This is a genomic window from Kitasatospora sp. NPDC030952 (genome assembly GCF_055571335.1).
In genome coordinates this window covers 322885-336908 of sequence record NZ_JBVIFM010000001.1, presented here as the reverse complement: position 1 = coordinate 336908, position 14024 = coordinate 322885, and the positions used below count along the sequence as shown (strand labels likewise).

Below are 14024 nucleotides of genomic sequence, written 5' to 3'. Positions count from 1 at the left end.
TGTCACGAGCCTTGTTGCACTACTTGTCAGTACCTAGAATGTGAGACCTGCTCACCTTTTGGCACCTCTCCTGCTCCGCACCGCTCGGCACCCCCAGCCGGACGGTTCCCCCGCCCCCGCAAGGAGTCGCGTGTGATCAGGTTCCGCACGTCCGCGGCGCGGCCGGCGCGAACGGGCTCGTCCCGCTCCGCCGCCCTGCTCGCCGCCGGCGTCCTCATCGCCACCCTCGGCCTGGCCGGCGCCCCCGCCGCCCTCGCCGACAGCGCGCCGGCACCGGACCCGGCCGCCACCCGCCCGGCCGCGATCGTCGCCCTCGGCGACAGCGCCATCTCCGGGGAGGGCGCCGGCACCGACACCAACGACGGCTACTTCCCGGAGACCGACAGCCCGACCAACTACTGCCACCGCCACCCCAAGTCGGAGATCTTCACCACCGACATCCCCGGGGTCACCCCGATCGACCTCGCCTGCTCCGGCGCCCAGACCGGCGACCTGGTCAGCGACCCCGAGCTGGCCAAGATCACCGGCGGCGGCAGCGGGGACTACGGCGAGCCCAAACAGGACGTCAAACTCGCCGACACGGCGGCCAAGTACGACGTCAAGATGGTCGTCGTCACGATCGGCGCCAACGACGACTTCGACTTCAGCGGCATCATGATGCACTGCCTCGCGCAGTACTTCCCGATCCCCAAGGACCAGGGCTGCCGGGACACCATCGGCAGCGACGAGATCCGCCGCCGGGCCCGGGCCGTCCAGCCCAAGGTCGTCGCCGCGCTGCAGAACATCCGGCAGACCATGCGCAGGGCCGGCTACGCCGACTCCTCGTACCAGCTGGTCTACCAGTCGTACTTCAACCCGATCACCCCGGACATCCGGCGCAACGACTACCTCGGCAAGATCGCCGACGGCTGTCCGGCCTTCCCCGAGGACCTCGCCTGGGGCCACAACTGGGTGGTGCCGACGTTCAGCGACGCGCTCCGCGGCGCGGCCGAACAGGTGCCCGGCGTACGGTACCTGGACCAGCGCAGGGTCGCCTTCGGGCACGAGGTGTGCGCGGAGTGGACGACCTCGCCGTACGAGTACAGCAACGGCGACGTCATCAACCTCTCCGAGTGGGCCCGCAACGGCTGCGACTCGCAGATCGGCATCCCCGGGCTGTGCATGAACATGGTCCGCCAGTCGTACCACCTGCGGGTGGCCGGCTACCGCGGTGAGGGCGTCTGCCTCGGCCAGTTCTTCACCAAGGCCGACCAGCAGGAGGCGTACTGCACGCTCAACCAGCAGAACACCACCTCGATCCAGCCGCTCACCCCCGGGAAGCCCTTCGGCGACGCCCCCGAGGACGGCTCCTGGTACCAGCTCACCAACGCGGCCACCGGCAACGCCCTCGACGTCACCGGCGGCGGCAGCTACGGCGACTCCACCAACGGCCGGGCCGCGATCAGCTACCCGGCGACCGGCGGGCTGAACCAGTCCTTCGTCCTGGAGGCCAAGGCAGGCGGCAGCTACGAGCTGGACTTCAGCGGCAACCGCGACATGTGCCTGGACGCCGACGCGGCCGCCACCGCCCCCGGCACCCGGATCCAGCAGTGGGGCTGCAACGGCGGCGCCAACCAGCACTGGGTCTTCAAGCCGGCCGGCAACGGCAACTACAAGATCGCCGACTCGGCCGACCCCACCAAGGTCCTGGCGGCAAGCGCCACCCTCGACGCCAAGGGCAACCCCTACGTCGAACTCGCCACCGACACCGGCGCCCCCGCCCAGCTCTGGCAGCTCACCAAGCTCGGCATCGTCTACCTGCACAGCTGACCGACCCCGCCGGACAGACCCTACGGCCGTCGCCGCGCCCACCCGGCCGGCGACGGCCCCACCCGCCGGGCGCCACGGGGTCCCGGGGCGGGCGTGGGCGGCCAGGCGTTCGGGGGCGTGCCGTAGGCTCTCGGGAACGTCGTTGGCGCCGGAGCCGCGCGCACCACGAGCGGGGCGGGGAGTACCCAGAGCAGATGAGCACGGCATCGAGCACCGAGTCGTCCAGCACGGAACCGTCCAGCACGGCACCGCCCAGCGCCGGGCCGGTGGCCGCGGCGGGGGAGCGGGCCGAGGAGCGGACGGACCGCACGCCCGGCCGCCTCATGACGCTGGTGGACCGCTTCGCGCCCGCGGTCGGCGCGTACGCGGTGGTCAAGGCGATCGGCCTGACGGTCTTCCTGCTGCTGCTGGAGCACACCGGCGACTACCTGAAGAAGCAGGTCGGCCGGGGCGGCGGCGCCCACTCGTGGGACGTGCTGGGCACCTGGGACGGCGTCTGGTACCAGCGGATCGCCGAGAACGGCTACGACCCGCAGCTGATCCCGCTGCACGGCTTCCCGCTGGCCACCTACTACGAGAACTCCGCCGCCTTCTTCCCGCTCTACCCCTGGCTGATGCGGCTGGTCGGCACCGTCACCGGGCTGGGCCCGTACGGCTCGGGGATCGTGGTCTCGGTGCTGGCCTCGCTGGTCGCGGCGGCCGGGATCTTCGCGATCGCCGAGCGGCTCGCCGGCTTCCGGGCCGGTGTGATCGCCGCGGTGATCTGGGGCCTGTTCCCGGGCTCGGGCGTGGAGTGGGCGGTCTACTCGGACTCGCTGTTCGTCGCGCTGTCCGCCTGGGCCTGCTACTGCGTGATGACCCGCCGCTGGGTCGCGGCCGGACTGATCGCCCTGGTCGCCGGCCTGAACCGGCCGACCGCCGCCGCGCTGATCGCCGCGGTGTCGATCGCCGCGCTGGTCGCGCTGGTCCGCCGCACCGACGGGGTGGCCCGCCCGCTGACCGCGATGCTGATCACCCCGTGGGGCCTGCTCGGCTACGTCGCCTGGGTGGGCTGGCGGATGGGCGACTGGGGCGGCTACTTCAAGCTCCAGCGCGGCGCCTGGAACCGCTACTTCGACTTCGGCGCCTCCACCCTGCGCACGGTGATGGACGTGATCACCGGCCACTGGGACTTCTGGCAGTCCAATCCGGTGCCGGACCTGATCGCCATCGCGCTGCTGATCGCCCTGCCCGGCCTGCTGGTGCTGCTCGCGCGGGCCCGCCCGCCGCTGGTGCTGTGGGTCTACACCGCGCTGACCCTGTTCACCGCGCTGAGCAGCAACCAGATCTTCGGCAACATCTCGCGCTACCTGCTGCCGGCCTTCCCGCTGTTCATCGGCCTGGCGGTGGTGCTGCGCCGGGTGCGGACCTCCTCGCTGATCGGGCTGTTCGCGATGCCGGTGATCGCGGCGGGCTGGTACGCGGGCTATGCGCTGTTCGAGTTGGGCATCCCGTAACCCCGGTGTTGGTTGGCTACGGGATCATCCGGCAGCAGACGGGCCGTTGCTAATCTCGGACGTATGACGACGACCCCGCCCGTGCGCCAGATCCGCGACATCTCCGGGCTGCTGGACCACGCGAGCCACGTGCTGGCGACCCGGATGGCGGCCGCCTTCACCGAGCTCGGGATCACCCCCCGCGCGTACTCCGTGCTGTTCCACGCGCGGGAGGCCGAGCGCACCCAGATCCAGCTGGCCGAGCTGGCGGACCTGGACAAGACCACCATGGTGGTCACCGTCGACGAGCTGGAGAAGGCGGGCCTGGCCGAGCGCCGCCCGTCCGCCACCGACCGCCGGGCCCGGATCATCTCGGTCACCGAGGCGGGCGAGCGCGCCGTCGAGCAGGGCACCGCGATCGCCGACCGGGTCCACCGGGAGCTGCTGGACGCGCTGCCACAGCCGGAGCAGCAGGTCTTCGTGTCGGCCCTGACCCGGCTGGTCGACGGGCACCTGGCGGAGCCGGTCGAGAGCGAACGGACCGTACGCCGCGCCCGGCGCGCCCGCGGCTGAGCGACCGCGCCCCGGGTGCTCCGGTCGCGCCCGGTGCTCCGCCCCGTCGTCAGGATCTGAGGAAATGTCAACTCACCCCACCCCTGGCCGTGTTCACCGGCCCCGGGGGCGGAGGTTCAGGGCCAGACCAGGCAGTACAGCTGGTGCCCGGCGTCGTGGAGGCGATTGGCGAAGTCCTGCCACTCGTGCAGCATGCTGTAGATCACGAAGGCGTCGCGGGGCCCGCGCCGGTCCGGCACGGTGGACCAGATGAAGGCGGCGGCGCCGAGCTCGGTCTCGTCGGCCTTGCGGAGCGGTTCGACCACGTTGTGCGGGAGTTGGACGACGGCGTAGTCGGGGTGCAGCACCACGAGTTCCAGCGGTGGCACCTGGTGCAGCGGGACGCCCTGGATGCCGGTGAGGACCATGGCGCTCATGGTCTCCGGCTTGATCTTGGTGGAGAGGTGGCCGGTGGGGGAGCCGCTGGTCTCCATCAGGTCGCCGAGCCGCCCCAGTGCGCCGAGCTCACCGGCGTCCAGGCCGAGCCCGCCCGGGCCGAGGGCGGTGGGGACTCTGGCGGCGGTCGCACGGTCGGGTGCGCCGAAGTACTTGTACGTCACCCCCACGCGTCCCTCACCCCGCCTCTCGCCGCCGCGGCGACCACGACCCGTACCCGCTCCCGTACCCCCGCGTGCGGTTTCGGCGGGCTTGCGGGGCCCACCCGCGGCCTCGTCGAAGCCGTCCTGCGCCTCGGACACTCGGACCATCCTCACCGGAATTCGCCGGAATCGACAGACCCCCGCACGCCCGGCGTCCCGCCGGACGTGCTCCTTACCCGTCATGCGCCGCCGTACCCATCCGCGGTACGCGGCAGTCCTCTCCACACCCCTGCACACAACCGGAGCGCTCGCGCACTCTGTGCACACAGTCTGACTGGTCCGCGTTACGGAACAACCAGCGGCCCCGCCCGTAGGCCACCGCCACGGACGACCGCCACGGACGACCGTCACGGACAACCGTACAGACAACGGTGCCCGGATCATCGTTCCAGATGATCGGGCCGGACATGCAGAGCTCAAGGACACGATTTGAGACCATGTCTCCCGTGAGCTACCCCTACGAAGCCCCCCAGTCCCAGTCGCTGTTCGATCGCGCCTCCGTGGTCACGCCCGGCGGCGTCAACTCCCCGGTGCGCGCCTTCCGCGCGGTCGGCGGCACGCCGCGCTTCATGGTGTCCGGCGCCGGCCCCTACCTCACCGACGCCGACGGCCGTGAATACGTCGACCTGGTGTGCTCGTGGGGGCCGATGATCCTCGGCCACGCGAACCCCGCCGTGATCGACGCCGTCCAGCAGGCGGTCTCCCGCGGTACGTCCTTCGGCACGCCCGGCGAGGGCGAGGTCGAGCTGGCCGAGGAGATCGTCGCCCGGGTCGCCCCGGTCGAGCAGGTCCGCCTGGTCTCCTCCGGCACCGAGGCCACCATGTCCGCGATCCGGCTCGCCCGCGGCTTCACCGGCCGGGCGAAGGTGGTCAAGTTCGCCGGCTGCTACCACGGTCACGTGGACGCGCTGCTGGCCGCCGCCGGTTCCGGCGTCGCCACCTTCGGCCTGCCCGACACCCCGGGCGTCACCGGCGCCCAGGCCGGCGACACCATCGTGCTGCCGTACAACGACCTGGCCGCCGTCGAGCAGGCCTTCGCCGCCCACCCGGGCGAGATCGCCTGCGTGATCACCGAGGCCTCGCCCGGCAACATGGGCGTCGTCCCGCCGCTGCCCGGCTTCAACGCGGGCCTGGCCCGGCTCTGCCGGGACAACGGCGCGCTGTTCATCTCCGACGAGGTGATGACCGGCTTCCGCGTCTCCAAGGCCGGCTGGTACGGCCTGGAGGCGGCGAACGAGGGCTGGGCACCGGACCTGCTGACCTTCGGCAAGGTCATGGGCGGCGGCTTCCCGGCCGCGGCCTTCGGCGGCCGCGCCGACGTGATGGCCCACCTGGCCCCGGCCGGCCCGGTCTACCAGGCCGGCACGCTGTCCGGGAACCCGGTCGCCACCGCGGCCGGCCTGGCCCAGCTGCGCGGCTGCACCGACGAGGTGTACGCGACGGTGGACCGGGTCTCCGCCGAGATCTCCGGCCTGGTCTCCGAGGCGCTCACCAAGGAGGGCGTGGCGCACCGGCTGCAGACCGCCGGGAACATGTTCTCGGTGTTCTTCACCGACGCCGCCGTGACCAACTACGACGAGGCCAGGACTCAGGAGGCGTACCGTTTCACCGCCTTCTTCCACGCCATGCTGGCCGAGGGCGTCTACCTGCCGCCGTCCGCCTTCGAGTCCTGGTTCGTCTCGGCGACCCACGACGCCCGGGCGATCGAGCGGGTCGCCGCGGCCCTCCCGGCCGCCGCCCGCGCCGCTGCCGCCGCAACGGCCTGAGTTCAGGAGTAGTCGAGAAGTGAGCGCGAAAGAGATCACCGTCGTCCATGTGATGCGCCACGGTGAGGTGCACAACCCGGAGGGCGTCCTGTACGGGCGGCTGCCGGACTACCACCTGTCCGAGCTGGGCCGGCAGATGGCCGACCGGGTCGCCGAGGACCTCGCCGGGCGGGACGTCACCCACGTGGTGGCCTCCCCGCTGGAGCGGGCCCAGGAGACCGCCGCGCCGATCGCCAAGGCCCACGGCCTGGACGTCGCGGCGGACGAGCGGCTGATCGAGGCGGAGAATGTCTTCGAGGGCAAGACCTTCGGCGTCGGCGACGGCTCGCTGCGCAACCCGGGCTACTGGAAGTACCTCACCAACCCGTTCAAGCCGTCCTGGGGCGAGCCGTACCTCGACCAGGTGGTGCGGATGATGGGCGCGCTCGGCGCCGCCCGGGACGCCGCCCGCGGGCACGAGGCGGTCTGCGTCAGCCACCAGCTGCCGATCTGGATCCTGCGCTCCTTCGTGGAGCGCCGTCGGCTCTGGCACGACCCGCGCAACCGGCAGTGCTCGCTGGCCTCGCTGACCAGCTTCACCTTCGAGGGCGACAAGATCGTCTCGGTCGGCTACCGCGAGCCGGCCCGCGACCTGCTGCCCGCACACCTGGTCGGCAAGGGCCGCAAGGGCGACAAGCCGGTCGGTAGGAGCTTCGGCGCCTGACGCTCGTAAGCGGTGCGTAAGTATGACTTCGGGTCACCTGGCGAGCGCCGGGTGACCCGAAGTCTTCGCAGGTCAGACATGGTGTGGCGCGCAAGGTAGGACCCCGGCGAACCCGCTCGGAACTCCATGCGAAACTTTTCACATGTCTGCCATGACGCGCCCCCGTCCTCGTGTCGCCGCAGCCGCCGCCACAGTCGCCGCAGCTGCGCTCGTCCTCACCGGCTGTTCCTCCTCGGGCTCGTCCGGCAGCGGCGAAGGACAGGTCGGTTTCGTCACCGTCAAGGGGACCAACCTGGCGAAGGCGGACGCCGGCAAGCGCGGGGACGCGCCGGACATCACCGGGGAGACCCTGGAGGGCAACCAGGTCAAGCTCTCCGACTACCGCGGCAAGGTCGTGGTGCTGAACGTCTGGGGCTCCTGGTGCGGGCCGTGCCGGGCCGAGGCGAAGAACCTCCAGGCCGTCGCGGACGAGTACAAGGACAAGGGCGTCCAGTTCCTCGGCATCAACACCCGGGACACCGACAAGACCAACGCCGTCCGCTTCGAGCAGGAGCAGGGCGTCTCCTTCCCGAGCATCTTCGACCCGGCCGGCACCCAGCTGCTCAAGTTCCCCAGGAACAGCCTCAACCCGCAGTCCATCCCGACCACCCTGGTCGTCGACCGCGACGGCAAGCTGGCCGCCCGCGCCGTCGGCGGGACGACCCAGGAGGCGCTGGAGTCGATCGTCCAGCCGGTGGTCGCGGAGCAGCAGCAGTGAGTGGGCCACTGCAACCCGCCGCGCTCCCGCTGGCCGACACCTTCACCACGGTCCAGAGCGGAGCGCTGCTCGCCGCCGCGCCGGTCGCGCTGGCGGCCGGGCTGGTGTCCTTCTTCTCGCCCTGCGTGCTGCCCCTGGTACCCGGCTACCTCTCGTACGTGACCGGCTTCTCCGCCGCCGACCTCGCGGACGCCCGCGGCGCCAGGCGCGGCCGGATGCTGCTCGGGGCGACGCTGTTCATCCTCGGCTTCACCGTGGTCTTCGTCTCCGGCGGGGCGCTGTTCGGCCAGTTCGGCAACACCCTGCAGGAGCACAAGCGGGTCATCTCGATCGTGCTCGGCGCCCTCACCGTGGTGATGGGCCTGGCCTTCATGGGCCTCGTCCCCGGCCTGAGCATGCGCGAGGTGCGCTCGCACCGGCGGCCGGCCGTCGGCCTGCTCGGCGCGCCACTGCTGGGCATGGTGTTCGGCATCGGCTGGACGCCCTGCATCGGCCCGACCCTCGCCGCCGTCCAGACCCTGTCCCTGAACCAGGCGGACGCGGCACGCGGGGCCCTGCTGATGACCTTCTACTGCCTGGGCCTCGGCGTACCGTTCATCGTGGCCGCGCTGGCCTTCCGCCGGGCGCTGGGTGCCTTCGGGTGGGTGAAGCGGCACTACCCGCTCGTGATGCGGATCGGTGGCGGCATGCTCGTCGCGGTCGGTCTGCTGCTCGTCACCGGGATCTGGGATTCCTGGATGAGCGAACTGCAGTCCTGGACCGCCGACTCCCAGATCGGAATCTGACCGTGAGCAAGACCACGACCGATACCGAGCTGCCCCCGGCGCCGGACGACACCGCCGCCGAACGGCTCAGCACCGCGCCGGTCGAGTCCGACGGACCGACCGGCATAGGGGTGCTCGGCTGGGCCCGCTGGATGTGGCGTCAGCTGACCTCGATGCGGGTCGCGCTGATCCTGCTGTTCCTGCTGTCGCTGGCCGCCATCCCGGGCTCGCTGATCCCGCAGAACGGCCAGAACCAGTTCAAGGTGCAGACCTGGAAGGCGCAGCACACCGCGGTCGCGCCGATCTACGAGAAGCTCCAGCTGTTCGACGTCTACAGCTCGGTCTGGTTCTCCGCGATCTACATCCTGCTGTTCGTCTCGCTGGCCGGCTGCATCATCCCGCGCACCTGGCAGTTCGTCGGCGTGCTGCGCTCCCAGCCGCCGGCCGCACCGCGCAACCTGACCCGGATGCCGGTGTACGCGGCCTGGCGCACCGGGGCGGACCCGGAGCAGGTGAACGCCGCCGCCCACCGGTTGCTGCGCAAGCGCGGCTTCCGGGCCAACCTGGCCGGCGACTCGGTGGCCGGCGAGAAGGGGTACCTGCGCGAGGTCGGCAACCTGCTGTTCCACCTGTCGCTGTTCGCGCTGCTCGGCGGCTTCGCCTGGGCCAGCCTGGCCTCCGGCACCGGCGGCAAGCTGATGGTCGAGGGCCAGGGCTACTCCAACACCATCACCCAGCTCGACGACTTCACCGGCACCCGGTTCTACGGCAACCAGGACCTGGACCCCTTCTACCTGAAGCTCGACGACTTCACCTCCAAGTTCCAGAACACCGGTGACCAGATGGGCGCCGCCCGGCAGTTCACCGCGAACGTGGAGTACTACCAGGGCAGCGACGAGTCGAAGCTGAAGAAGGGCACGATCGAGGTCAACCACCCGCTGGAGATCGGCGGCAGCAAGGTCTTCCTGATCGGCCACGGCTACGCCCCGGTCATCACCGTGAAGAACGGCAAGGGCGACGTGGTCTACCACGACGTCGTGCCGTTCCTGCCGCAGGACGCCAACCTGACCTCGACCGGCGTGGTGAAGGTCTCCGACTACGGCGTCGGCCCGGACGGCAACAAGACCCAGCTGGGCTTCTCCGGCTTCTTCCTGCCGACCGCCCCGCTGAGCTTCGCCGGCACCGGCCCGATCTCGCTGTTCCCCGGCGACGCCGCCCCCGAACTGGTCCTGAACGCCTTCTCCGGCGACCTCGGCACCGACTCCGGCCTGCCGCAGAACATCTACCAGCTGAACACCGCCAAGCTCACCCAGCTGAAGCAGGACGACCAGCCGGCCAAGGCCCTGCTCAAGCCGGGCCAGGCCTGGGACCTCCCGGACGGCTACGGCAGCGTCACCTTCGAGGGCTACAAGCAGTGGGCGAGCTTCAACGTCTCGCACCGCCCCGGCAACGAGATCGCGCTCACCGGCGCCGTCCTGGCGATCCTCGGCCTGATCGGCTCGCTGTTCATCCAGCGCCGCCGGATCTGGGTGCGGGCGGTGGCCCTGCCGGGCGGCGGCACCCAGGTGGAGCTGGCCGGCCTGGCCCGCAGCGAGTCGGCGAAGATCGCCGAGGAGCTGGCCGAACTCGCGGTGGACCTCCAGGACGACGCCCCGGCGTCGGAGGAGGACGAGGAGGACGAGGAGGACTCCCCGGCGCCGCCGCCGACGGCGGAGGGGGAGCCCGCACCCGAAGACCCCGCCGCCGACGATCCCGCACCCGAAGACCCCGCACCCGAAGACCCCGCAGCAGAAGACCCCACAGCCCCTGCCGACCAGAACTCCAAGGAGTAGACGGTGCACCTCGCCTCGGGAGTCGACCCACAGCTGGCCGACCTCTCCAACAAGCTGATCTATTCGGCGATGGCGGTCTACACGATCGCTATGTTCGCCCACATGTTCGAGTGGACGTTCGGCAGCAAGGGCGCGGTCGCCGTCCGCTCCAAGGAGCAGTCGGGCAACCTGGCCGAGACCGTCGCCGCCGCGGAGCCCAAGGCCGCCAAGAAGGTCACCGTCACCGTGGCCGGGGCGAAGGGCGGCACCACCACGCTCACCCGTACCGTCCTGGCGGGCGAGGGCGCGACGGTGGTCACCGGCGGCCGCGGCGACGAGGACGTGGACGGCCCGGGCGCGGCCGGCACCAGCGAGAAGGCCGACCTGGCCGGCCGCATCGCGATCTCGCTCACCGTCCTGGCGCTGCTGCTGCACGGCGGCGGCATCGTCGCCCGCGGCCTCTCGGTGTCCCGCTGGCCGTGGGGCAACATGTACGAGTTCTCCTGCGCCTTCGCCTTCGCGATGACGGCCGCGTACGTGGTCCTGCTGGCCGCGCGGAAGAACGTGCGCTGGCTCGGCCTGCCGGTCACCGTCGCGGTGCTGCTGACGCTCGGCATCGCCACCCAGGTGCTGTACACCGACTCCGAGCAGCTCGTCCCGGCGCTGCACTCGTACTGGCTGGCGATCCACGTCTCCACCGCGATCTTCTGCGGCGGCGCCTTCTACGCGGCGTTCATCGCCACGCTGCTGTACCTGGGCAAGGACTCCTTCGACAAGCGCACGGCGGCCGGCCTGACCACCGGCCCGCTGGGCACCTCGGCCTCGATCTGGCGTCGGCTGCCCGCCGCGGCCACCTTCGACAAGCTGTCGTACCGGATCAACGCCCTGGTCTTCCCGCTGTGGACGTTCACCATCATCGCGGGCGCGATCTGGGCCGAGTCCGCCTGGGGCAAGTACTGGGAGTGGGACCCGAAGGAGACCTGGTCGTTCATCACCTGGGTCGCCTACGCCTGCTACCTGCACGCCCGCGCGACGGCCGGCTGGAAGGGCCGCAAGGCCGCCTACCTGGCGCTGGCCGCCTTCGCCTGCTGGCTCTTCAACTACTACGGCGTCAACATCTTCGTCACCGGCAAGCACTCGTACGCGGGGATCTGACCGAGGGCACCCACCCGTCGGCCCGACTTTCCGCAGAAGGTCGGGCGGGGCCTGTCTCTCGGATGCAACAGGGGTAGTGCGTGCCGGCCGTCCGCGCCGGTACGGGGAGGAACGAGGAGGAAATCGCGCAATGGAGTGCGAAGAGGTCATGCTGACCGTCCGAATCACCGCCGCCGAGCAGCTGCTGCTCCGTCGGCTCGCCCAGGGGCACCGGAGCGACGTGTCCGAAGTGGTGGCCGACGCTCTGCTGGACATCATTCCCACGCTCAGCGCGCCGGGGGACGCCTACCGGCTGCTGGGCGCCCTCGGGACGCCGGCGCCGTGCGCGCTGACGGTCTGGCTCCCGACAGCGCTGGCCGACCTGCTGGCGCCCGGCGCGGCCCGGATCGCCCAGATCACCGACGTCCGGATCGAGTCGGCCAGTGCGGCGCTGGGCGCGGCGCTGCGACTCTGGCTGGCCCAGGACCCGGTCCGGCTGGCGGCCAACCTCAGCGTGATGCACGCCGGGCGACCGGCCACCCTGGTGGCCGCCTGACGCGGACGCGCGGGGCTCAGCCCGCCAGCGGCAGCAGTCCGGGCACGGCGGGGCGGCCCTCGAAGGCGTCCCGCCGGACCGGCACCCGCGGACCGTCCACCGGCTCGGTGAGCAGCCGGCACTCGGCCGCCGTCCGCCCGTCCTGGAGCAGTCGGACCAGGACGGGGGTGCGGCGGCCGTCCGGTGTCCGCTCCCGGACGGCCCGCACGTAGCAGGGCCGGTCCAGCTCGATGTAGCGGTCGAAGGAGGTCACCAGCTCGACCGGGGCCACCGGCTCGGGGTGGTGCAGCCGCTGGGCGGCCTGGCGGGCGGCCTCCAGCACCAGCATCCCGGGCACGTGGTCCAGCTCGTGGTCGAACAGCACCGGGTGTCCGGCGTCAGCGCGCAGCAGCCAGGTGTCCGGTCTCAGGGTCGGGCTGAGCACCACGTCCGCGGGCTGCGCCCGGCCGACGAGTTCGGGCGCGGCGGGTTCCGGCGGCAGCGGCGGGGCGACGGCGTGCCGGCCGGGGCCGCGCAGCCGCTGGTACGAGGCGGGGGTGATCACCCGCAGCTGGCCGGAGCCGTGGCCGATCCGCAGGCCGTCCCGGGTGATCTCGGCGTGCACCCGCAGCGAGGCCAGTCGGCCGTGCCGCATCCGGACGTCCTGGCAGCCGACGGTGAGCATCAGCGCGGCCGGGCCGGCGGTGACGGCGAGGCCCGGCAGGCCGGCCTCGCCGAGCGCGTAGCCGAGGTCCTCCATGACGAAGTGGTGGTCGCGCGGCACCCCGAAGCCGGCGTGGCCGATCAGCAGCCCGGCCTGCCGGACGGTCTCGGCCATCAGCACCGGGTCGTGGTAGCGGTCCCCGGGAAGCCGGTAGAAGCCGTGCAGCCGGGGCCACTGGGCGCCGAGCAGGAAGTCGTACGGGCCGGTGGCCTGCCAGCCGGTGAGGAAGACCTCGGAGACGGCGGCGCGGTGCACCAGGTGCCGGGAGACGGTCCGGTCGTGGAAGTCGTAGCCGGGGCGGGGGCCGGAACGGGGGCCGGGGTGGGCGTACGGGCCGAGCGAGTCCGGCTCTACGATCAATGGCATGACTGGCCCCAGCTCCAGGGTGTCGGTCGAGCGTCCGCTACGGACGCCCCAGCAAAACATACATACCACCCGGTTTGTCTTCTGCGGCCGGGGTGTCCCCGCCGCAAAGACCCGGACCGACCACGCTACCTGCCCCCTGGTCTGCGGTGATGCCCGAAACGGGGAGGGCAGACCTTGGGCGGGGGGAGGTCCCCGCTGGACGGCGGGGTCGACACAGGCGCTAGATTAGATACCAACCATGCGGTTTCGGCCGGTGTCGTCCGCATGCGAGGCGCCGTCTCCGATCGAGGGCGCGCCGACAACGGCCGGGTGGGGCGGGGAGCGCGTCCGGCGGAGTCCGGAGGGGTCAGTGGTCAAGCAGGAACGCGCGGGGCGAACCAGGCAGGCCGTGTTGCTCGCCGCCGCGGACACCTTCGCGGGGGTCGGATTCGAGGCCGCGAGCCTGGTCGACATCAGTCGCCGGGCCGGGGTGAGCAAGGGCGCGCTGTACTTCCACTTCGTCTCCAAGCAGGCCCTGGCCGACGGGGTGCGGGCCGCCGCCGGTCGGGAGATCGGCTCGGCCGCCCTGCGCGTCCTGCGCTCCGAGGGCCGGGCCGTCCAGGGGCTGATCGACTTCTCGTACGAGCTGGCCCGGCTGCTGCGCGAGGACGTGGTGGTGCGGGCCGGCGTCCGGCTCGGCCGCCAGGGCCCGCGCCCGGACGGCGGCCCGGGCGGGCCGGACACCGCCTGGCGCAGCCTCGCCGCCGTCGTCCAGCGCCTGCTGGACCGTGCCGAGCAGGCCGGCGAACTGCGCCCGGGGGCGGACCGGCGGGCCTGCGCCGAACTGCTCACCGCGGCGGCGGCCGGCCAGGTGCTGCTGGCCGCCGAGGAGCCCGGCCGACCGGCGCCGGAGGCCGTCCGGCGGCTCTGGACGGCCGCGCTGCCGGCCCTGGTGCGGCCGGCGGACTGCGCCGGCTACCGGGTCTGAAC

General features: G+C 71.9%; 13 protein-coding genes. 11 read left to right on the top strand and 2 right to left on the bottom strand.

Going from position 1 to position 14024, the window contains the following annotated elements; all coding sequences use genetic code 11:
* Positions 1-132 precede the first annotated feature (132 nt).
* The 3 genes from ACZ47G_RS01590 (at position 133) to ACZ47G_RS01580 (ending at position 3857) form a co-directional block, all read left to right on the top strand.
* Positions 133-1809: an RICIN domain-containing protein gene (locus tag ACZ47G_RS01590; RefSeq protein ID WP_465739428.1), complete on the top strand. Its 1677-nt coding sequence runs from the start codon at positions 133-135 to the stop codon at positions 1807-1809.
* Between the two features lie 194 nt (positions 1810-2003).
* On the top strand, positions 2004-3305 hold the full coding sequence (locus tag ACZ47G_RS01585; RefSeq protein ID WP_465739427.1) for a glycosyltransferase family 39 protein: 1302 nt from the start codon (positions 2004-2006) through the stop codon (positions 3303-3305).
* A 63-nt stretch (positions 3306-3368) separates the two neighbouring features.
* Positions 3369-3857: a MarR family winged helix-turn-helix transcriptional regulator gene (locus ACZ47G_RS01580; protein WP_465739426.1), complete on the top strand. Its 489-nt coding sequence runs from the start codon at positions 3369-3371 to the stop codon at positions 3855-3857.
* Positions 3858-3973: 116 nt separating this feature from the next.
* On the opposite strand, the gene ACZ47G_RS01575 is transcribed toward ACZ47G_RS01580, so the two are convergent.
* Positions 3974-4456 (bottom strand): hypothetical protein, encoded by a 483-nt coding sequence (locus ACZ47G_RS01575; protein ID WP_350507657.1) that lies wholly within the window; start codon positions 4454-4456, stop codon positions 3974-3976.
* A gap of 476 nt (positions 4457-4932) precedes the next feature.
* Here ACZ47G_RS01575 and hemL point away from each other — a divergent pair, with 476 nt between their 5' ends.
* The 7 genes from hemL to ACZ47G_RS01540 all read left to right on the top strand — a co-directional run bounded on the left by hemL (position 4933) and on the right by ACZ47G_RS01540 (position 11986).
* Positions 4933-6261, top strand: a complete 1329-nt coding sequence (hemL, locus tag ACZ47G_RS01570; RefSeq protein ID WP_380462915.1) for a glutamate-1-semialdehyde 2,1-aminomutase — start codon at positions 4933-4935, stop codon at positions 6259-6261.
* 52 nt (positions 6262-6313) lie between these two features.
* Positions 6314-6964, top strand: coding sequence for a histidine phosphatase family protein (locus ACZ47G_RS01565; protein WP_465740013.1), 651 nt, complete (start codon positions 6314-6316; stop codon positions 6962-6964).
* 142 nt (positions 6965-7106) lie between these two features.
* Positions 7107-7721 carry a TlpA family protein disulfide reductase gene (locus ACZ47G_RS01560; protein ID WP_380462917.1) on the top strand — a complete coding sequence of 205 codons (615 nt, stop codon included), beginning with the start codon at positions 7107-7109 and terminating at the stop codon, positions 7719-7721.
* Positions 7718-8506 carry a cytochrome c biogenesis CcdA family protein gene (locus tag ACZ47G_RS01555; RefSeq protein WP_465739425.1) on the top strand — a complete coding sequence of 263 codons (789 nt, stop codon included), beginning with the start codon at positions 7718-7720 and terminating at the stop codon, positions 8504-8506. The genes ACZ47G_RS01560 and ACZ47G_RS01555 overlap by 4 nt, the downstream gene beginning before the upstream one ends.
* Before the next feature lie 2 nt (positions 8507-8508).
* The gene (gene resB, locus ACZ47G_RS01550) at positions 8509-10317 is read left to right on the top strand and encodes a cytochrome c biogenesis protein ResB (RefSeq protein WP_465739424.1); all 1809 of its coding nucleotides are present in this window, start codon (positions 8509-8511) and stop codon (positions 10315-10317) included.
* Positions 10318-10320: 3 nt separating this feature from the next.
* On the top strand, positions 10321-11451 hold the full coding sequence (gene ccsB / locus ACZ47G_RS01545) for a c-type cytochrome biogenesis protein CcsB (protein WP_465739423.1): 1131 nt from the start codon (positions 10321-10323) through the stop codon (positions 11449-11451).
* A 148-nt stretch (positions 11452-11599) separates the two neighbouring features.
* The gene (locus tag ACZ47G_RS01540; protein ID WP_380462925.1) at positions 11600-11986 is read left to right on the top strand and encodes a hypothetical protein; all 387 of its coding nucleotides are present in this window, start codon (positions 11600-11602) and stop codon (positions 11984-11986) included.
* Between the two features lie 16 nt (positions 11987-12002).
* On the opposite strand, the gene ACZ47G_RS01535 is transcribed toward ACZ47G_RS01540, so the two are convergent.
* Positions 12003-13055 (bottom strand): ScbA/BarX family gamma-butyrolactone biosynthesis protein, encoded by a 1053-nt coding sequence (locus tag ACZ47G_RS01535; RefSeq protein ID WP_380462926.1) that lies wholly within the window; start codon positions 13053-13055, stop codon positions 12003-12005.
* 349 nt (positions 13056-13404) lie between these two features.
* Between ACZ47G_RS01535 and ACZ47G_RS01530 the strand changes: the two genes are divergently transcribed.
* Entirely contained in the window at positions 13405-14022 is a 618-nt protein-coding gene (locus ACZ47G_RS01530) for a ScbR family autoregulator-binding transcription factor (protein WP_465739422.1), read from the top strand.
* Positions 14023-14024: the final 2 nt, after the last annotated feature.

Coding starts and splice junctions, on each gene's coding strand:
- ACZ47G_RS01535 (WP_380462926.1), bottom strand. CDS start 13,055: ATGCCATTGATCGTAGAGCCGGACTCGCTCGGCCCGTACGCCCACCCC.
- hemL (WP_380462915.1), top strand. CDS start 4,933: ATGTCTCCCGTGAGCTACCCCTACGAAGCCCCCCAGTCCCAGTCGCTG.
- ACZ47G_RS01585 (WP_465739427.1), top strand. CDS start 2,004: ATGAGCACGGCATCGAGCACCGAGTCGTCCAGCACGGAACCGTCCAGC.
- ACZ47G_RS01565 (WP_465740013.1), top strand. CDS start 6,314: ATGCGCCACGGTGAGGTGCACAACCCGGAGGGCGTCCTGTACGGGCGG.
- ACZ47G_RS01580 (WP_465739426.1), top strand. CDS start 3,369: ATGACGACGACCCCGCCCGTGCGCCAGATCCGCGACATCTCCGGGCTG.
- ACZ47G_RS01540 (WP_380462925.1), top strand. CDS start 11,600: ATGCTGACCGTCCGAATCACCGCCGCCGAGCAGCTGCTGCTCCGTCGG.
- ACZ47G_RS01560 (WP_380462917.1), top strand. CDS start 7,107: ATGTCTGCCATGACGCGCCCCCGTCCTCGTGTCGCCGCAGCCGCCGCC.